Source organism: Halobacterium sp. NMX12-1, from assembly GCF_040435975.1.
Classification (GTDB): Archaea; Halobacteriota; Halobacteria; order Halobacteriales; family Halobacteriaceae; genus Halobacterium; species Halobacterium hubeiense.
The window spans coordinates 2,115,716-2,133,666 of record NZ_CP159204.1 but is presented as its reverse complement, the minus strand read 5'-3'; the positions used below and the strand labels follow the sequence as shown (position 1 = coordinate 2,133,666).

16 protein-coding genes are annotated in these 17,951 nt (G+C 69.6%); 10 read left to right on the top strand and 6 right to left on the bottom strand.

Annotated elements, in window-relative coordinates; translation table 11 throughout:
• Positions 1-36 precede the first annotated feature (36 nt).
• Positions 37-1,233, top strand: coding sequence for a cation:proton antiporter (locus ABSL23_RS12995; protein WP_353634034.1), 1,197 nt, complete (start codon positions 37-39; stop codon positions 1,231-1,233).
• A 45-nt stretch (positions 1,234-1,278) separates the two neighbouring features.
• A complete protein-coding gene (locus ABSL23_RS12990) occupies positions 1,279-1,770 on the top strand; it encodes a TrkA C-terminal domain-containing protein (RefSeq protein WP_353634033.1) in 492 nt (163 codons plus the stop codon).
• 1 nt (position 1,771) lies between these two features.
• Here ABSL23_RS12990 and ABSL23_RS12985 read toward each other — a convergent pair whose 3' ends face one another.
• On the bottom strand, positions 1,772-2,506 hold the full coding sequence (locus tag ABSL23_RS12985; RefSeq protein WP_353634032.1) for an MBL fold metallo-hydrolase: 735 nt from the start codon (positions 2,504-2,506) through the stop codon (positions 1,772-1,774).
• Between the two features lie 444 nt (positions 2,507-2,950).
• On the opposite strand from ABSL23_RS12985, the gene ABSL23_RS12980 reads away from it, so the two are divergent.
• The 3 genes from ABSL23_RS12980 to ABSL23_RS12970 are packed head-to-tail and all read left to right on the top strand — an operon-like array spanning position 2,951 to position 7,147.
• The gene (locus tag ABSL23_RS12980) at positions 2,951-5,671 is read left to right on the top strand and encodes an ATP-dependent helicase (protein WP_353634031.1); all 2,721 of its coding nucleotides are present in this window, start codon (positions 2,951-2,953) and stop codon (positions 5,669-5,671) included.
• Between the two features lie 40 nt (positions 5,672-5,711).
• The gene (locus ABSL23_RS12975) at positions 5,712-5,984 is read left to right on the top strand and encodes a hypothetical protein (RefSeq protein WP_353634030.1); all 273 of its coding nucleotides are present in this window, start codon (positions 5,712-5,714) and stop codon (positions 5,982-5,984) included.
• A gap of 56 nt (positions 5,985-6,040) precedes the next feature.
• On the top strand, positions 6,041-7,147 hold the full coding sequence (locus ABSL23_RS12970; RefSeq protein WP_353634029.1) for a HAMP domain-containing sensor histidine kinase: 1,107 nt from the start codon (positions 6,041-6,043) through the stop codon (positions 7,145-7,147).
• 5 nt (positions 7,148-7,152) lie between these two features.
• Here ABSL23_RS12970 and ABSL23_RS12965 read toward each other — a convergent pair whose 3' ends face one another.
• Positions 7,153-7,665, bottom strand: coding sequence for a hypothetical protein (locus ABSL23_RS12965; protein ID WP_059057059.1), 513 nt, complete (start codon positions 7,663-7,665; stop codon positions 7,153-7,155).
• A gap of 87 nt (positions 7,666-7,752) precedes the next feature.
• On the opposite strand from ABSL23_RS12965, the gene ABSL23_RS12960 reads away from it, so the two are divergent.
• The gene (locus ABSL23_RS12960; RefSeq protein ID WP_353634028.1) at positions 7,753-8,766 is read left to right on the top strand and encodes a zinc-binding dehydrogenase; all 1,014 of its coding nucleotides are present in this window, start codon (positions 7,753-7,755) and stop codon (positions 8,764-8,766) included.
• A gap of 97 nt (positions 8,767-8,863) precedes the next feature.
• Positions 8,864-9,451, top strand: coding sequence for an archaellin/type IV pilin N-terminal domain-containing protein (locus ABSL23_RS12955; protein ID WP_353634027.1), 588 nt, complete (start codon positions 8,864-8,866; stop codon positions 9,449-9,451).
• Here the strand turns inward: ABSL23_RS12955 and ABSL23_RS12950 are convergent, their stop codons facing one another.
• Positions 9,452-12,166, bottom strand: coding sequence for a DEAD/DEAH box helicase (locus tag ABSL23_RS12950; protein ID WP_353634026.1), 2,715 nt, complete (start codon positions 12,164-12,166; stop codon positions 9,452-9,454). It lies immediately after the preceding gene.
• An 82-nt stretch (positions 12,167-12,248) separates the two neighbouring features.
• Between ABSL23_RS12950 and ABSL23_RS12945 the strand changes: the two genes are divergently transcribed.
• On the top strand, positions 12,249-12,533 hold the full coding sequence (locus ABSL23_RS12945; RefSeq protein WP_059057055.1) for a hypothetical protein: 285 nt from the start codon (positions 12,249-12,251) through the stop codon (positions 12,531-12,533).
• Positions 12,534-12,536: 3 nt separating this feature from the next.
• Here ABSL23_RS12945 and ABSL23_RS12940 read toward each other — a convergent pair whose 3' ends face one another.
• On the bottom strand, positions 12,537-13,814 hold the full coding sequence (locus ABSL23_RS12940) for a dicarboxylate/amino acid:cation symporter (RefSeq protein WP_353634025.1): 1,278 nt from the start codon (positions 13,812-13,814) through the stop codon (positions 12,537-12,539).
• 125 nt (positions 13,815-13,939) lie between these two features.
• Here ABSL23_RS12940 and ABSL23_RS12935 point away from each other — a divergent pair, with 125 nt between their 5' ends.
• Positions 13,940-15,100 carry a cystathionine gamma-synthase gene (locus tag ABSL23_RS12935; protein ID WP_353634024.1) on the top strand — a complete coding sequence of 387 codons (1,161 nt, stop codon included), beginning with the start codon at positions 13,940-13,942 and terminating at the stop codon, positions 15,098-15,100.
• Between the two features lie 77 nt (positions 15,101-15,177).
• Positions 15,178-15,750 (top strand): hypothetical protein, encoded by a 573-nt coding sequence (locus tag ABSL23_RS12930; protein WP_353634023.1) that lies wholly within the window; start codon positions 15,178-15,180, stop codon positions 15,748-15,750.
• 250 nt (positions 15,751-16,000) lie between these two features.
• Here ABSL23_RS12930 and ABSL23_RS12925 read toward each other — a convergent pair whose 3' ends face one another.
• Together ABSL23_RS12925 and cyaB are read right to left on the bottom strand one after the other, a co-directional pair.
• Complete coding sequence (locus ABSL23_RS12925; RefSeq protein ID WP_353634022.1) at positions 16,001-17,221, bottom strand: methionine adenosyltransferase; 1,221 nt, start codon at positions 17,219-17,221, stop codon at positions 16,001-16,003.
• A gap of 81 nt (positions 17,222-17,302) precedes the next feature.
• Positions 17,303-17,923: a class IV adenylate cyclase gene (gene cyaB / locus ABSL23_RS12920; RefSeq protein WP_353634021.1), complete on the bottom strand. Its 621-nt coding sequence runs from the start codon at positions 17,921-17,923 to the stop codon at positions 17,303-17,305.
• Positions 17,924-17,951: the final 28 nt, after the last annotated feature.

Genomic DNA, 17,951 nt, shown 5'->3' with positions numbered 1-17,951 from the left:
ACAACGGCTTTCTCGGTGGCGCCGCGAGGTGGCGGCGTGGCGGGACTGACACTGCTGGACGTGGGGCCGGTGCTGGTGGCGCTGGCGGCCGCCGGCTTGCTCGCGCGCCGGGTCGGCCAGTCGGTCATCCCCGCGTACCTCGTCGTCGGGATGCTCGTCGGGCCGCACGCGCCCGCGCTGTGGGGGTTCCAGCCGACGCTCGTCGGCGACCCCGAGACCGTCGCGCTGTTCGCGGACCTCGGCGTCGTGTTGCTGCTGTTCTTCGTCGGATTGGAGTTGAGTCTGGACGCGCTCTTCGAGAAGGGCCGGCAGGTGTTGGCGGGCGGCGCCATCGACGTCGGCGTGAGCCTCCCGCTGGGGTTCGCGGTGGGCGTCCTGCTGGGCTTCGACTGGGTGGCGTCGTTCGTGCTCGCGGGCGTGCTGTTCAACTCCTCGACGGTCATCGTCGCGAAGCTCCTGCTGGAGCTGGACTGGATTGCCAACCCGGAGAGCGAGGCGATTCTCGCAATCGTGGTCGTCGAGGACGTGGCGACCGCGGGCTACCTCGCGGTGCTGTCGGCGGTCCTGCTCGGCGCCACCGACCTCGGTGCGCTCGCGACCGACGTGGCCATCGTGGTCGCGCTCGTCGCCGCGGGCGCAGTAGTCGCGCTCCGCGGGACGAGCGTCGTCGAGCGCCTCCTCGACGTCGAATCCGGCGAGCTGTTCGTGTTGCTCGCGCTCGGCGTCGCCGCGACCGTCGCCGGCCTCGGGGAGCGCTCGGGCGTCGGCGCCGCCGTCGCCGCGTTCCTCGTCGGCGCCGCGGTCGGGCGCACCACGCTCACCGACCGCGTCGAGGGCCTGCTGTCGCCGTCCCGCGACCTGTTCGCGGCGCTGTTCTTCGCCGCCGTCGGGCTCTCCACGGACCCCGCGCTTATCACCGAGGAGGCGTGGGCGGTCGCCGTCGCAGTCGCCATCACGATTCCCGGCCAGTACGTCTCCGGCTACTACGCCGGCCGCCAGTTCGGCCTCGAACCGCGGCGCGCGTTCCGCGTCGGGTCCGCGCTCGCGCCCCGCGGAGAGTTCGCGCTCGTCATCGCCGCGCTCGCCGCCAGCGTCGGCACCACGCCCGTCCTCACGGAGCGCGTGCCCGCGTTCACCGTCGGCTACGTGCTCGCGACCAGCGTCCTCGGCACGCTCGCGATGCGGCACAGCGACCGGCTGTGGGCGGCGCTGCCGTGGGCCGACGCGCGCTGACCGGCGGCGGTGGGCTTTTGCGCGCGCCCGTCGAACCGTCGCGCAATGCCTGTCCGCGAGAGCGACCTCCCGAACGTCGGCCGGAAGTACGAACTCGACCTCGCCGCTGGCGGCCGGCTGTCGGTCGTCATCGGCCACGACGGCACGCGGACGCTGTACCGCCAGCGCGACGCCGGCGAGGACGCCGAGCGCGTCGTGGAGCTCACCGGCGAGGAAGCCCGCCAGTTCGGCGCCGTCCTCGGCGGCGCGTACTTCCAGCCCGCCGAATCAGAGACCGCGGACGTGCCGGTGGGCGACGCCCGCATCGAGTGGTACGACGTGACCGCGGACTCGCCGCTGGCCGGCAACTCCGTCGGCGACTCGGCGATTCGCGCGGAGACGGGCGCGACCCTGCTGGCGATTCAGCGCGGCAGCGACACCATCGCGAACCCGGGCGCGAGCGAGGTCATCGAAGCCGGCGACGTGCTCGTGACCCTCGGCACCCGCGAGGAGCAGCGCGAGCTACAACAGCGCGTCAACAAGGACAGCGACGCCTGACTCACTCGGTTTCGACGACGAGGCCGTCCCGCGCGAACGCGACGTGGCCGTCGAAGTGCTCCTCTATCGCTTCCTGCATCTCGCGGTGCTTGCCCTCCGTGTGCGGGTAGAGGTGCGTGAGGTACAGCGCCTCGATGTCCGCGTCGGCCAGCGACTCGCCGAGCTGCGTCGGCGTCGGGTGGTTGGAGACGTCCACCTCGTCCGGGAACGAGCAGTCGTGGACGAGCACCTCGCAGCCGTCCGCGAACTCCCCCATCCCCGCGAACGCCTCGGTGTCCGCGCTGAAGGCGAGGTCGCCGTCGAAGTTGTACGCCAGCCCGTGCATCGAGTGGCGCGTCTCGATGGCCTCGACGTCGAACCCCGCCACCTCGAAGCTCCCGGCGTCCACCTCGCGTAACGTCAGGTCCACGCGGTCCTTTAGGTAGTCGTGGACGTCCAGCAAGTCCGTCACGAGTCCCTTCGTCCCGGTCGGCCCGACGACCGTGAGGTGTTCCTCGCCCGCCAGCCACCGCGCCTTCAACAGCGGCAGCAGGTCGCTGACGTGGTCGAGGTGGTGGTGGGTCAACAGCACGGTCTCCACGCCCTCGTAGCCCACGTCCGTCCGCGCCAGCGTGTGCAGCACGCCGCTCCCGCAGTCCACGAGCAGTCGGCTGTCGGCTTTTTCCAGCAGGAGGCCGGTCTGCATCCGGTCGCCGGTCGGCATCGCGCTCCCCGTTCCGAGGAACGTCAGTTGCATACCTGTATTCGGGGAAGGAAGGGGGTTAACGGTTCGGGCTACGTGTTCGTGGCTTCGTGATTATGGTGCGCTCGTGGACGACTGGGATGACACCTCGAAAGCCCCGGCGCGCTCGCGGTCGCTCGCTGGCATATCCCTCGCTTCGCTCGGGATAGTGGCCAGCGAGACGACCACGTAAACGCGAGCCCGCCGCCCCTTTCAATCCGCCCGTAGCCGGTTGGTCAGCCGGTAACTGGGTGGACTGAAAGGGGCTGCTCGCTCGGCGAACCCGGCCGACGCAAGCACCGCAGGCCGAAGGCCGAGGAGCACAGCGAGGCCAGGGAGTCGAGCGAGCAGGGGCTTTCGAGGTGTCGTAAACAACGATAACCGCGAGCACTCACGAACCGTACAATTTGCCTAGCGGCGTCAGACACTTGCCGTACGGGAGCCAAGCACACGCGATAGATGAGTCCGGAGTCGGAGGCGACGGCGCGGTCGGCGGACGCGAGCCAGTCCTCGGACCGCGAGATTCTGGACAGCCTCGACCCCGCGGTCAGCGAGTGGTGGGTCGAACGGTTCGGGCCTCCCGAGCAGGACGGGGGCTGTCTGACGCCGCCCCAGCGCGAGGCGATTCCGCTGATTCACGCGGGAGAGAACGCGCTGGTGGCGGCGCCGACGGGCTCCGGAAAGACGCTCGCCTCGTTCACGGCGATTCTGAACGAGCTGTTCGAGCGCGAGCGGGCCGACGGGCTGGACAACGAGGTGTACTGCCTGTACGTGTCGCCGCTGAAGTCGCTGGCGAACGACATCGAGCGCAACCTCGCGGAGCCGCTTTCCGGCATCGGCGAACGGCTTGCCGAGCGTGGCGTCGAGACGGACGTGCGGCAGGCGATTCGGCACGGCGACACCTCCGACTACGAGCGCCAGCAGATGCTCGAACAGACGCCGCACATCCTGAACACGACGCCGGAGACGCTCGCGATTCTGCTGAACTCCCCGAAGTTCCGGGAGAAGCTCCGGAGCGTCGAGTACGTCGTCGTGGACGAGATTCACAGCCTCGCGGATTCGAAGCGCGGCACGCACCTCTCGGTGAGTCTGGAGCGCCTCCAGCGGCTAGCCGGCGACTTCACGCGCATCGGGTGCTCGGCGACCGTCGAGCCGCTGTCGGACATCGCGCGCTACCTCGTCGGCTTCTCCGAGGGGGAGGCCCGCGAGTGCGAAATCGTGGACGCGCGGTTCGCGCGGGACTACGACCTCCAGTTGTCGTGTCCGACGCCGGACCTCGTGAACGCCTCGACGGGCGCGGTCAACGACGCGTTCTACGACGAACTCGGCGAGCTAATCGAGGACAACGACAGCACGCTCGTGTTCACGAACACGCGCTCGGGCGCCGAGCGCGTGTTGGAGAACCTCCGGGAGCGCGGCGTCGTCGGCGACGAGGAGTCGGCGTGCCACCACGGCTCGCTGTCGAAGGACCGCCGGCAGGAGGTCGAACAGCAACTCAAGGAGGGGTCGCTGTCGGTGACGACGACCTCCACGAGCCTCGAACTCGGCATCGACATGCCCCACATCGACCTCGTGGTGCAGGTGGGGTCGCCGAAGTCGGTGGCGAGCCTGCTCCAGCGCGTCGGGCGCGCGGGCCACCGCCCCGGGAGGACTGTGACGGGCCGGGTCATCGCGCTGGACCGCGACGAACTCGTGGAGTGCGCGGTGATGCTCCGGCAGGCCGAACAGGGGTTCGTGGACCGCGTGCACATCCCCGAGCGCGCCCACGACGTCGCCGCCCAGCACGTCTACGGGATGGCCATCGAGGGACCGCTCCCCGAAGCGGAGGTCCGGGAGACGCTGCGCGCTGCGTACCCCTACCGCGAGTACGCGGACGACGACTTCGAGTCGCTGTTCCGCTACCTCACGGCCGACTACGACGGCCTCGAAGACCGGAACGTGTACGCGAAGATTTGGCGCGACGAGAACGACCCGCCGGGCGGCGACGACGGCGACCCCGACGACCCCACCTCGGGCACCCACCACTACACCGAGTTCGCGGTCGGCGAGCGACTAATCGGGAAGCGCGGGCGGCTCGCGCGCCCGATTCTCCTCCAGAACCTCGGGACGATTCCCGACTCGTTCACGGTGAACGTCTACGTCCGCGGCGACGACGAGTGGGTCGGCCAGCTCGACGAGAGCTACCTCGACACCTTGGAAGCGGGGGACGTGTTCGTGCTGGGCGGCGACCGGTTCGCGTACCGCTACCGCCGCGGGTCGAGGGTGTACGTCGACCGCACGAGCGAGCGCGCGACGGTGCCGTCGTGGTTCTCCGAGCGCCTGCCGCTCTCGTACGACCTCGGCCGGGAGATAGCGCGCTTCCAGACGGACCTCCTCGCGAAGTACGACGAGGGCGGCGCGGCGGCCGTGCGGCGCTGGCTCCGCGAGTTCCCGATTGGCGCGAACGCGGTCCGGGCGCTCGCGCGGATGTACGACGACCAGATTCGGTACGCCGGCGTCGAGAGCGTCAGCACGACCGAGCGCATCGCCGTCGAGGAGGTCAAGGACCGCGACGAGTACCGCCGCCGCTACCACGTCCGGACGCCGTACGGCCGGCGGTTCAACGACGGTCTCTCGCGCCTGCTGGCGTACCGGTGCGCGAACGAGGCGAACGCGAACGTCGCCGTCTCCGTCGCGGACAACGGCTTCACGCTCGCGATGCCGCTGAACCGCAAGGTCGACGTCGCGGAGCTACTGCGGCAGACCGACCCCGACGAGGCCCGTGAGACGCTCCGGGCGGCGCTGGACGGCACGGACCTCCTCCAGCGGTACTTCCGCATCGACGCCACGCGCGCGCTGATGGTCCTGAAGCGCTACAAGGGACGCGAGAAGTCCGCGAGCAAGCAACAGGTCGCCAGCGAGATGCTGCTCGGGTTCGCCGAGGACCTGACGGACTTCGCGGTGCTGGACGAGACGTACCGGGAGCTCATCGAGGACAAGCTCGATTTGGCGGGCGTCCGCGAGGTGCTGTCGGAAATCCGGGCGGGCGACGTCGAGATAGCCGAGACGACCCTGCAGTCGCCGTCCCCGCTGTCGTTCGGGCTGGCGACGCTGTCGGCCAGCGACGTGGTGCTGGCGGACGACGAGGACGCGGTGCTGCGGGCGTTCCACGAGCGCGTCCGCGAGCACGTCGACGACTGACGGGCGAAGCGTTCATCCGGGAGTTCGGCGTATATCGGGTATGCCAATCGTGTTCACGCCGTACTTGAAGCGCGTCGCCGGACGCGACACAGACGACGAGGAGCAACGCGGGGACGAGGAGGCAAGCGACGGCCTATCGAAGCGACGGCTCGCGGTCGGCGCAGCCGTCGCGGCAGTCGGCGCAGCGTACGCCGCGTGGCGGTTGCAGCGCACCCAGCAGTTCGAGGAGCGCCGCCGACAGGTCCAGCAGGCCGACGCCAACGAGAGCGACGGGCAGCTCCGGCGCGTGGGAAAAGGGTGGATTCGGCGCTGACGGCGGCCGATTCGCGGCGCCGACGCATTAACGGTCCGTGCCCCGATAGGTGAGCTATGGTGGAACGGGCTCACGAGCGGCTGACTGACGCGGCTGCGCACTGGTGGTTCTACGTGTACGCCGTCGTCGGATTCGTCGCCGCCGTGGGCTACGTCTACGTCGTCGGGTGGAGCGTCGCCGTCGGGCTTGAGACGCTCATTCTGCTCGCGCTGTCGGCGACGCTCGTCTACTCCGGCGTAGACGCGCGCGGCCGGGACGTGAGCCAGCCCGGGCTGGTGCGGGCGGCGAAGTTGACCACGTTGACGGGCGTGAGCTTCTCGTTGCTCGCAGTCGCGGTCGCGCTCATCTGGCTGCTGGAGGGCCATCCTGTCGTCGACGTCGAGTTCATGGTGGTGTTCGCGATGTGGCTCGGGCTCGCGGTCGGCGCGCAGGCGAGCCTCTACGCGGTCGTCTCCGAGGAGAAACGCACGCGGCTCGCGGACCTCGTGAAACTGCTGACGATGAACCAGCGCGTCCTCCGGCACAACCTCCGCAACGAGCTGGCGGTCGTGGACGGCCACCTCCAGAACCTCGAAACGCGGCTCGGCGCCGGCGACGAGGACGTCGCGGTCGCGCGCCTCCACGTCGACGAGCTACTGGAGAACAGCGAGCGCACGCGCCGCATCCTCGACATCTGGGAGAGCGGCGACTGCCGCGAGCAGGACGCGGGCGCCGTCCTCGCGGACGCCGTCGAGCGGCTCCGCCAGCAGTACCCGGGCGCCGACGTCGAAATCGCGGCCACCGAGGACGCCGCGGTGTCGGCCCACCCCGCGCTGGAGGACGCGCTCTACGAGGTGCTGGCGAACGCGGTCGAACACAACGACGAGAGCGTTCGCATCACGGCGTCGGTTCGGAACCCGCCGGGCGACGACGTGGTCGTGGAGGTCGCGGACACCGGCTCGGGGATTCCCGGCCGCGAGTACGACGTCCTCGACCAGCCCGAGGAGACGACGCTCTCGCACGCCAGCGGGCTCGGGCTCTGGCTGGTCTACTGGACGGTGCGGGAGTCGGGCGGGAGCGTGGAGTTCGCCGACGACGGCGACGGCACCACGGTCCGGTTCCGACTGCCGGACGCGACGGCCGAGCCCGGGGTCTGGGAGCGACTCGTCGCCCGCGCCCGGTGAGCGCGTCAGTCGAGGTACGGCTGGAGGACGGCGCCGAAGCCCGTGATGCCGACGACGACCGCGAGGAGGCCGCCGACGCCGGTCGCCGCGAGCGCGCCGTTGATGGTCGCCGCGACGAGCAGCGCCTTCAGCCAGCCGTCCTCGTGGCCGACCAGCCGGTCGGCGACGGCGAGGTACGCGACGGCGGCGCCGACCGCCCAGACGACGTACGCGACGAGCACCAGCGGGAGCGCGACGACGATGCCGACGACGGTGAACACGAGCAGTATCGCCACGACGAACAGCGCGAGGACGCTGAACAGGCCGTACGCGAACGAGTTCACGGGGTCGTCGAGGACGCGCGCCATCAGGCGCTCGGTGCGCTCGGGGAACACCGCCACCGCGATGGCGCCGACCACGAGCGTCGTCAGGAACGCGCCGACCGCGCCGCCGACGAGCCCCTGCCCGAGCGTGACGTCGACGTCGAGCCCGGAACCCGCCTGCGCTACCAGCGTCGCCGCGACTGCGAGAGTCTGCATCCCGTGTAGGTTCGCTGCGCACCAAGATAAAGGCAGAGGCGACGACCACCCGTATGCCTATCCGGGCGTCGGCCGAACGACGACGCGATGCGTGCCGCAGCATTCACCGAGTTGACCGGACCGAACGGCGTCGGCGTCGTCGACCAGCCGGCCCCCGAACCGGGCGCCGGCGACGCCGTCGTCGACGTGGAAGCGTGCGCCATCAACCGCCACGACCTCTGGATTCTGGAGGGCGACTCCGCGATGGTCGCGGCCGACGACCTCCCGTTCGTCAGCGGGCTCGACGTCGCCGGCACCGTCCGGGACGTCGGGGACGGCGTGACGGGCGTCGAGCCCGGCGACCGCGTTCTGCTGTGTCCGAACGAGACCTGTGGGACGTGTCGGTTCTGCCGCGAGGGGCCGGAGAACCTCTGCGAGGAGTTCTCGCTGTTCCACGGCGGCCTCGCCGAGCAGGCGCGCGTGGACGCCAGCCGGCTCGTCGCGCTCCCGGACGAAATCGGAGCGACCGCCGCGGCGGCCCTGCCGACGGCGTACATGACCGCCTACCACATGCTCCGGCGCGCCGAGGTCGGCCCGACCGACCTCGTGTTCGTGCCCGGCGTCACGGGCGGCGTCGGCGTCGCCGCCGTCCAGCTCGCAGACGTCCTCGGCGCGGAGACCATCGGCACGTCGTCCTCGCGGGAGAAGCTCGACCGGGTGACCGAGTTGGGGCTGGACCACGCGATTCGGTCTACCGACCCCGAGGAGATTCGGGCCGAGGTCGAGGCCGTCGGTGCGCCGGATGCGGTGCTCAACCACCTCGGCGGCGAGTACACGGAACTCGGACAGACGGTGCTCCGGCGCGGCGGCCGCATGGTCATCTGTGGCCGGACCGCTGGCGGGCGCTCGGAAATCGACGTTCCGGACCTCTTCCTCGGGCACAAGCGAGTCATCGGCTCCACGATGGGCACCCAGCAGGACCTCCAGCGGCTCGTCGACCTCGTGGCGGCCGGCGACCTCGCGCCGGAGGTCGCCGACACCTACCCGCTGGCGGAGACGGGTGCGGCGTTCGCCGCGATGCAGGACCGCGACACGGTCGGTAAGCTCGTCGTCACGCCCTGAGAGCAGCGATATTCGTCGTCGCGTCGAACGCCCACTGGTCGCAACGTGTAACGGAACGGCCATCGCCGTTTTCCGCGGGCCGCGAGTCTCTCCGGTGATGCGCGCTGGACGGGCAGTCAGTCCCGTCGTCGGGGTCGCGCTCATGGTGGCCATCACCGTCGTGCTGGCGGGGACGGTGCTGGTCGCCGTGCCGGCCGTCGGCGACATCGAGATGCCGTCGTTCGCGGACGGCGAAACGGACGGCGGAGCGGCCGACGAGGTACAGACCGAACTCATCCACGCAGCCGACGGTGAGCCGGGCGAACCCGACGACCACTACGTTCGCGTTCACGTCGAGGAGGGTTCGGACGCCGTCGGGAACTCATTGAATAAGATACAGGTCACGTACCCGAGTTCGGCCGACGTCAGCAACGTCAGCGGTTCGGACATCGAGCGCGTCGGCATCGATAGCGACGGCGACGGCGTCCTCGAAACCGACGCGATGGTCGACCTGAACGGGCTCTCGACCAGCGACGACGACAGCACGCTCGCTGTCACGTTCGGCGGGAACCACGACATCGAGGCCGGCGACTGGCTCGTCCTCGACGTCTCGGACGTCCGGAACCCGGCGTCCGCCGGCGAGTACGACGTCTCCGTGAACGTCAACGGCGACGTGACGAGAGACGGCGTGCTGACCGTCGAGTAGTCAGGAGAGCGACGCCCACTCGACCATCCGGTCGTACAGCGGCTCCGAGCGCAGCGCCGCCTCGTCGCCGACGAGCACGAGACTCTTCTTCGCGCGAGTGAGCGCGACGTTCACGCGCCGGTGGTCCTCGAAGATGGGGCCGTCGAGGCTCCCGGTCGCGACGAACGAGACGACGATGACCTCCTTGGAAGAGCCCTGGAAGCGGTCCACGGTGTCCACGGCGACGCCCTCGGGGACCCGGCGCCCGATTTCGGCGACCTGCGCGCGGAACGGCGCGATGACGCCGACGTCCTCGGGATTCACGCCGGCCTCCACGTACTCGCGGACGACCTCCCCGACGCGCTCGGCCTCCGCGGGGTCGACGTGCGCGTCGCTCGTCCCGGGCACGTCGTGGAAGGTGACACCATTCTGGACCGCGCCACCCGTCTCCACGCCGAGGTCCGCGAGCGTCTGCGCGGCGACCTCGCCGGTCGCGGGGCGGAGCTGGCCGTCGTAGAACTCCTCGGAGGAGAACGCCTGAATGCGCTGGCTCATCCGGTACTGCTGGTCGAGCATCACCGACGCCTCCGGGTGGGTGTCGTGGAGGCGCTCGAACAGGGACTCGGAGAGCCGGCCGCCCGAGCGCACGACCGGCGGGAGCTGCTCGTGGTCGCCGACGAGCACGAAGCGCTCGCCGCGGTTGACCGCCGCGAGCGTGTCCGGCTCGGTGAGCTGGCTCGCCTCGTCGACCAGCACCACGTCGAACTCCTGCTCGCGCATCACGCGAGAACCGCAGGTCGCGGTCGTCGCCGCGACGACGTCGGCGGTCTGGAGCGCTCGCGCGCACTCCGCCGGGTCGCCGGACTGGTTCAAGCGGAGGTCCTGCATGTCCTCGCGGACGCCCGTGGACGTCCCGACGCGGACGATGTCCTCGTGGCCCTGTTCTCGTAGAGCTTCGAGCGCGTTGTCGACGGCGCGGTTCGTGAACGCCGACAACAGCACGCGGTCGCCGCGGTCGACGAACTCCCGGATGAGGGTCGCGATGGTGTACGTCTTCCCGGTGCCGGGCGGGCCGTGGACGAGCGCGAAGTCCTCGGCGTTCAGCGCCCTGCTGACGGCGTCGTTCTGCGCGTCGTTGTTCTCGATGACGGTGTGCTCGTCGTCCCGGAACTCGGGGCTCGCGCGGTCGAAGAGCACGTCCTTGCGGCGCTGGTCGCCCTTCAGGAGCGCGTCGTGGAGCGCGGTGAGCATCCGGTCGACGCTCAACTCGGAGGGGTAGACGTCCAGTCGGCGGAGTTCGACGGGCTCGTCGGCGGTGACGACGACGCGGTCGGGCGCCAGCGTCTCCACGCGCGCCATCTCCGCGGTTCCTCGCACGGGGTCGCCGTCGGAGGCGAGCACGCGGTCGCCCTGTCGAATCTTGGAGGCCGCGGCGGTCGGGCGCTTCGCCGTCATCCGCCACCGGCCGTCCGGCAGTTCCTCTTGGCCCGCGGGTTCGAGGTCCACGACCGCGCGGTCGTCGTCGGCGCGCTCGTCGGCGGTCTGCTCCCAGAGCTTGCGGTACTCGTCGTGGACGGCGTCGCGCTCGCGCTCGATTGCGGCGTAGATGTCGTCGAAGTACGCGCGCTCCTCGTCGGGGAGCGGCTCGCCGAGTTGCCCGGCCTTCGATTCCTGGTCGAGGCGACCCGACACGACCATGCAGGTGTCCTGCTCGAAGCAGTACTCACACTTCGCGTCCGCCTCGAAGCCCGTGGGCGGACTCCCCTCGTACTCGATTGCCGCGAGGTGGTTGCGCTGGCGCACCACGAAGTCGAGGAAACCCTTCCCGATGGAGAACTCCTTGGCTGGCGAGAGGTCGCCGGACTCCTCACTGCGGTCCACTGCGGCGTTCTTCGTGTAGAGGAGGGTGCCCGTGTCGGCGTTCACTCCGCGGTCTTCGAGCATCAGCGCGTAACACGCCGCCTGCACCTTGTCGTGGAAGCGCGGGTCGCGGTTCGTGTTCTTCCCCGTCTTCAGTTCGACGGGCATCCCCCGGCGGATGGCGTCGCAGCGGCCCTTGATGCCGAACGTCTCCGAAATCAGGGTGTACTCCGAGCGCCAGTCGTCGCCCGCGCGCCAGCCCTCCGCTGTGTCCTCGGTGGTGCCGCCGTCCCCGGAGAGGTGGCCCTGCTTCAGCCACCCCTCGATGGCTGACGCGTTCGCGCGCACGTCGGCCTCGACTTCCTCGCGGTCCCGGCCGAGCAGGCCGAGTTCGAGGCCGGCGTCGGCCACGCGCTCCGCGACGGACTCGTCCAAATCGCGGCCGCGGAGCAGGTCGCCGAACACCTCGTGGACGATTGTCCCCTTCGTCACCGGGTACTTGAGGGGGAGCCCGGAGAGCTTGTTCAGGTAGTAGAGGCGCGGGCACTGCACGAACGACCGGATGTTCGTCACGTCCACGAGGAAGTCCGGCTCGACGACGACGTACGACTGCTTGCTCGTCGAATACTGGACCTCGCCGTTCCACTCGTCCTCTTCGGCTTCGGTCACCAGCAACTCCATCCCGGATTCGAGGTACTGGACGGCCTCCGTCCACTTCCCCCACAGCGTCACGCGCACGGCCGCCCCGTGGTCGTCGGCGGCCGCGTCGCTGTCCGCGTCCGGCCGGACGTGGACGTCGAGCACGTCCCGGTCGCCGTACTGCGTGTTCACGGACCGCACCTCGTCGACGTCGGTCACCTCGCCCCGTACGTTCACGGGAGACGTGTGGAGCGCACCGCGAAAAACCCTGTCGCTGTCCGCCAGTACGTTCTTTCCGCGCGAGCGCTAACTGACCGGTATGAGCGACGACGGCGACGAGTCCGTGCGGGTGTGGCTGGTCGAACGCACGTACTCGGACGACGAGCAGAACATCATCATCCTCACGTACGCGACCCCGGACGGCGAGCGGTACTTCCGCAAGGAGCGCGCGCTCACCAGTTTCTCGGACGTGCGGGACACGACCGCGGCCGTGGACGCCGACCCCGGGAACCTCGGGCAGACCGGCGACCCCGACCTCGTAGAGCAGTACGCCGCGGAGGCCCAGCGGATGCGCGAGGCCCACGACCCCGACGACGTCATCTGAGCGTCAGTCGTCGGTCACGACACTCCAGACGCCGCCGTCGAGGTCGAGCGCGTCGTTCCACTTCCCGACGACCGTCGAGACCGCGAGGTCGCCGGTGACGTTGTTCATCGTGGCGATGCGGCCCAGAATCGGGTCCACGCCCGCGACGAAGCCGACGACCTCCAGCGGCAGGCCGACCTGATTCAGCACGACGGTCAGCATCACGAGGCCGGCGCCCGGCACGCCCGCCGTCCCGATGCTGATGAGGACGGCGACCACGAGCACGAGCACCTGCTCGGTGGGCGCGAGCGGCTGGCCGACGACGTTCGCCGCGAAGACCACCGTGATGGCCTGCCGGATAGCGGCGCCGTCCATGTTCGCGGTGGCGCCGACCGGGAGCGCGAACGAGTACACGCGCTCGGAGATGCGGAGGTTTTCCTCGGCGTTGCGCATCGTCACGGGGAGCGTGCCGCTGGACGACCGCGTGGCGAACGCGGTGACCATCGCGTCCTTCGCGCCCGAGAGGAACGACAGCGGGGAGACGCCGACGACCAGCCGCATCAGCACGAACAGGTACGTGAACGCGATGTGGACGACCACGGCAATCGCCACCGCGAGCACGAGTTCGCCCAGCGAGGAGAACACGCCGACGCCCTCGGTGCCGATGCCGGCGGCCATCAGCGCGAACACGCCGACGACGCCGAACTCGAGGACGCCGCGCACGACGACGAACATCGCCTCCGCGCCGACCTCGAACGCCTCGAAGACGGAGTCGACGCTGTCCGCGAGTTCGTCGTTGCGCGCGCGGACGTACGTCAGCGCGATGCCGAAGACGATGACGAAGAAGACGGTCGCGAGGAGGTTGCCCTCGGCCATCGCCGCGACCGGATTGTTCGGGACGATGCCCAGCACCACCTCGGTCAGCGACGGCGGCGCCTGCGACTGCGCCTCGCCGCCCGTGAACTCGACGCCGCGGCCGGGCTGGAGGAGGTTCGCGACGGCCAGCCCGATGAGGCCCGCGATGGTCGTGGTGACGGCGTACAGGCCGACGGTCACGCCGCCGATGCGCCCGAGGCGCGCGGGCGAGAGCTGGCGAATCCCCGTCAGGAGCGTGAACACGATGATGGGGATGACGAGCATGTTCAGCAGCCGCAGGAAGAGGTCGCCCAGCGGCTGCACGACGGTCATTCGCTCGCCGAACGCGACGCCCGCGGCCGACCCGAGGAGGAACGCGACGAAGATGCGCGCGATGAGCGGGACCGAGCGGTATCGCTGCCACGCGGTGCTGACTGGTCCGGACATATCGCCGACCAGCCGCTAGACGGGCAAAAAAGACGCCTTTCCGCCCGTTTCTGCGGGTATCCCGGACGCGGCGGGGCCGTCCCCTAACGAACAGACCTAACTCGCGTGCGGCCGACGCTCGGAATATGAGCGACGACGACGAACACTTCGAGACGCGCGCCATCCACGCCGGGCAGGAGCCCGACGAGGAGACGGGCGCGCTGATGACGCCGATTTACGCCAACTCCACGTACGAGCAGGACGCGCCCGGCGACCACCGCGGCTACGAGTACAGCCGCACCGGGAACCCCACCCGGACCGACCTCGAAGCGAACCTCGCCAGCCTCGAAGGCGGCGACTACGGCCGCGCGTTCTCCTCGGGGATGGGCGCCATCAACACCGTGATGAACCTCTTGGAGGCCGGCGACCACGTCGTCGCGGGCAACGACGTCTACGGCGGCACCCACCGCATCTTCACGCAGGTCTACGAGGAGTACGACCTCGAGTTCGACTTCGTGGACACCACCGACCACGACGAAGTCCGGGCGGCGATGGGCGAGGACACGGAACTCCTCTGGGTGGAGACGCCGACGAACCCGCTGATGAACGTCAACGACATCGGCGCGCTCGCGGACGTCGCCCACGAGTACGACGCGCTCTGCGCCGTGGACAACACGTTCGCGACGCCGTACCTCCAGCGCCCGCTGGAACTCGGCGCGGACCTCGTCTGCCACAGCCTCACGAAGTACCTCGGCGGCCACTCCGACCTCGTGGCGGGTGCGCTGATTACGGACGACGAGGACCTCGACGAGCGCCTCGCCTTCTACCAGAACTCCGTCGGCGCCACACCCAGTCCGTTCGACTGCTTCCTCGTGCTTCGCGGGACGAAGAGCCTCGGCGTGCGCATGGACCGCCACTGCGCGAACGCACAGGCACTCGCCGAGTGGCTGGACGCCCACGACCGCGTCGAGCACGTCTTCTACCCGGGACTGGAGAGCCACCCGGACCACGACCTCGCGGCGGAACAGATGGACGACTTCGGCGGGATGCTCTCCTTCGAACTGGACGCCAGCCTCGAGGAGGCCAGCGAGTTCGTCTCTGAGACCGAAGTGTTCACGCTCGCCGAATCGCTGGGCGGCGTCGAGTCGCTCATCGAGCAGCCCGCCGCGATGACCCACGCCGCCATCCCCAAGGAAGAACGAGAGGCAGCGGGCCTGACGGACCCGCTCATCCGAGCGAGCATCGGTATCGAGCACGTCGATGACCTCAAGGCTGACCTCCAGCAGGCGCTGGACGCGGTCTTCTAGCGGTCGGTCTCACGCGCGCTAAAACTGTTCTTTGAGTCCGGAGAAAGAGTTTAACAAAGGCGTTCGTCCGGGCACACGTGAACCGCCGCACCTACCTCGGGACGCTGGCGGCTGCCGCGCTCGCGGGCTGCACGGGCGCGCCCGCCGGCGACACCCCGGACGACACGAGTGACTTCCCGTACACGCTCACGAACGTCCAGACCGACGACCCGCCGGTCGAGAACGCCACTATCGACGTGACCGTCACCGCGCAGTTCACGACTGACCACCCCGCGCGCCTCGAGGTCGCGTTCACGAACGACGCCGACGACGCTCGAACGTTCACGTTCGGGTCGCTCGTCCCGTGGGACGCGATTCGCGGCACGCGCGAGGATGGCGACGCCACGCTGTTGCTCTCCCCGGACGCCGGCGTCACACCAGAAGAACCGAGCGACGACTGCTGGCAGGCGACCGACGGCGTCGCGCTCCCCGCCGTGATGCGCGAGGAGACGCTCGACCCCGGCGAGACCGCCAGCCGCGAGTTCCGCGTGCTCGCCGCCCACGACAGCGAGGAATGCCATCCGACGGGAACGTACCGCTTCGAGGACGACAACTATCTCGGCGAAGGCTGGAGGTTCAGCCTGAACGTCGTCTCCGAAGTAGAGAACTAGAACTGCGACTGACTCGGCAGCCGGCAGCCGTTAGCATTCGGACGCCGAGCGTTCGCAAGAGCGAAGCTCTTGCGCAGCCCATCAGAAGCTTCGCGTTCTGAGGACGGGTCGAAGAGCCCGAGGTGTCCGACTCACTGCGCGAACGACCACAGCGAGGCGCGAAGTGCGAGCGCCCCGGGATATGCGAACGGCGAGCGTAGCGAGCCGTGAGCAGCGAGTGAGCGCACGCGCCCGCAGCGCAAAACGTGCCCTAGAAGGTGTCGAGTTCGCCGTCGATGACGCGCTGCGTGACGTCGGTGATGTTCGCGAGCTCGGCGTCCACGATTTCCTCGACGTCGGGTTCGACGTCGGCGACCGCGAGGCCGTCCTCGGTGACGACGTGGACGTCGGCGACGTGGGGCTGGTCGATGGGGCGGCCGATTTGCGAGAGCAGGCGGACGCGCAGGTCGCGGATGCCCTCGACCTCGTCGACGATGCTCTCGGCGATTTCCGTGGAGACGAGGTTGTAGATTTTCCCGATGTGGTTGACCGGGTTCTTCCCGGAGGTGGCCTCCATGCTCATCGAGCGGTTCGGCGTGATGAGGCCGTTCGCGCGGTTGCCGCGGCCGACGCTGCCGTCGTCACCCTGCTCGGCGCTCGTGCCGGTGGTCGTGAGGTAGATGGAGCCGGATTCGTAGTCGTCGGCGGTGTTGACGTGGACGGCGACATCGCGGTCGGTGTGGTCGGTCGCGAGGTCGTGGACGTGCTCGCGGACGGCCTCGACTTCGGCCTTGTAGTCCTCGAGGTCCTCGACGTGGGCGTCCACGAGCGCGGCGGCGACCGTGAGGTCGATGTGGTCGCCCTCGCGCTTGCCCATCACCTTGACGTCCTCGCCGATGGCGGGGTGGGCGTCGCCGTACGGGCCGTTCAGCGACTGTTCGGTCTCGTAGACGATGCGCTCGGTCTCCGTGAGGGGGGCGTGGCCGACGCCGAAGCTGGTGTCGTTGGCCATCGGCACGTCGGGGCCGTCCTCGACGAACACCTCTTGGAGGTCGCCGGAGCCCTCGCCGAGCTTGACGTCGACGACGACGTCGGTTTCGAGGTCGAGGTTCGGGAAGTGCTCGCGGAGGTAGTCGCGGGCGGCCTCCAGCGCGATGGACTCCACGGGGATGTGGTACTCGGTGCCGTCGTCGGCGACGTAGTGGCTGGTCGCGCGGCCGACCACGAGAATGTAGATGGGATCGACGACTTCGCCGCCGCCGAACGCGGGCGCGGCGGTGCCGGCGACGAGCTGGGTCTCGTCGGTGTTGAAGTGCAGCACTTCGCCGACGCGGTCGATGTACTCGCGGGCGAGCCGTTCGCAGACGTGTTCGGCGATGCCGTCGCAGATAGAGTCGGGGTGGCCGAGCCCCTTTCGTTCGACGATTTCGACGTCCTCGTCCTCGACCGCGCCGCGGTCGAGAGACTGCACTTGGATGTTCCGCTCGGTCATTGCGCAAGTGTTGCCCGTCTCCGCTTCTATAACTTGCGAAAAGCACGGCGAGCCCGAATATGTCTGCCGCGCATAGACCCGTCAGGCGTCCGCGAGCTTGAGACCGAGGTACGACGTCCGAATCTGGTCGTCGGGGTCGAGCCCGAGCCGCCGGAGGAGGTCGTAGGCGTCCTCCCGGGCGGCTTCGACCTCGCCGTCGGACTCGACCTCGGTTTCGACCTCGACGTACTCGCCGACGCCCTCGACGGCGTCCAGCAGCACCTCGAACGCCTCGACGTGGTGGGTCTCGCGGAGCTTTCGCACCGTCGCCGCCGGGTCGAACCCGAGCCGCGAGAGAATCTCGCGCATCTCCGCGCCGCTTTCCACGCCGGTCTCGAACTCCTCGCGGGACTTCGACTCGGCCTCCAGCAGCGGCCCCTTGTACGTCACGCGGGACTCGCCCTCGGCGCGGTACTCGCCGTCCAGTACGGCGTCGATGGCGGCTGCGAGCCCGCCCTCGACTGCCTCGCGCTCGAAGGACGCGGCCGCGGTCGCGACGCGCCGCACTCGCAGCGCCTCGTCGGTCTCCGCGAAGTCGCGGTGCGGCGCGTCGAAGTACGTGTCCGCCTGTGCCACCGTCCCGACGCGTTCGGCGTCGACGTCGGCGAGCGCCGCGCGGACCGCGTCGTGGTCCGCCGGCACCTTCACCTCCACCTCGTACATGGCCGAGTGCTCGCGGCGACCCCGGAAA

Bases quoted from the DNA above. Each gene is read 5' to 3' on its own strand.
- ABSL23_RS12960 (WP_353634028.1), top strand. From the start codon at position 7,753: ATGCGTGCCGCAGCATTCACCGAGTTGACCGGACCGAACGGCGTCGGC.
- ABSL23_RS12945 (WP_059057055.1), top strand. From the start codon at position 12,249: ATGAGCGACGACGGCGACGAGTCCGTGCGGGTGTGGCTGGTCGAACGC.
- ABSL23_RS12965 (WP_059057059.1), bottom strand. From the start codon at position 7,665: ATGCAGACTCTCGCAGTCGCGGCGACGCTGGTAGCGCAGGCGGGTTCC.
- ABSL23_RS12925 (WP_353634022.1), bottom strand. From the start codon at position 17,221: ATGACCGAGCGGAACATCCAAGTGCAGTCTCTCGACCGCGGCGCGGTC.
- ABSL23_RS12990 (WP_353634033.1), top strand. From the start codon at position 1,279: ATGCCTGTCCGCGAGAGCGACCTCCCGAACGTCGGCCGGAAGTACGAA.
- ABSL23_RS12975 (WP_353634030.1), top strand. From the start codon at position 5,712: ATGCCAATCGTGTTCACGCCGTACTTGAAGCGCGTCGCCGGACGCGAC.
- cyaB (WP_353634021.1), bottom strand. From the start codon at position 17,923: ATGTACGAGGTGGAGGTGAAGGTGCCGGCGGACCACGACGCGGTCCGC.
- ABSL23_RS12970 (WP_353634029.1), top strand. From the start codon at position 6,041: ATGGTGGAACGGGCTCACGAGCGGCTGACTGACGCGGCTGCGCACTGG.
- ABSL23_RS12980 (WP_353634031.1), top strand. From the start codon at position 2,951: ATGAGTCCGGAGTCGGAGGCGACGGCGCGGTCGGCGGACGCGAGCCAG.
- ABSL23_RS12955 (WP_353634027.1), top strand. From the start codon at position 8,864: ATGCGCGCTGGACGGGCAGTCAGTCCCGTCGTCGGGGTCGCGCTCATG.
- ABSL23_RS12935 (WP_353634024.1), top strand. From the start codon at position 13,940: ATGAGCGACGACGACGAACACTTCGAGACGCGCGCCATCCACGCCGGG.
- ABSL23_RS12940 (WP_353634025.1), bottom strand. From the start codon at position 13,814: ATGTCCGGACCAGTCAGCACCGCGTGGCAGCGATACCGCTCGGTCCCG.
- ABSL23_RS12985 (WP_353634032.1), bottom strand. From the start codon at position 2,506: ATGCAACTGACGTTCCTCGGAACGGGGAGCGCGATGCCGACCGGCGAC.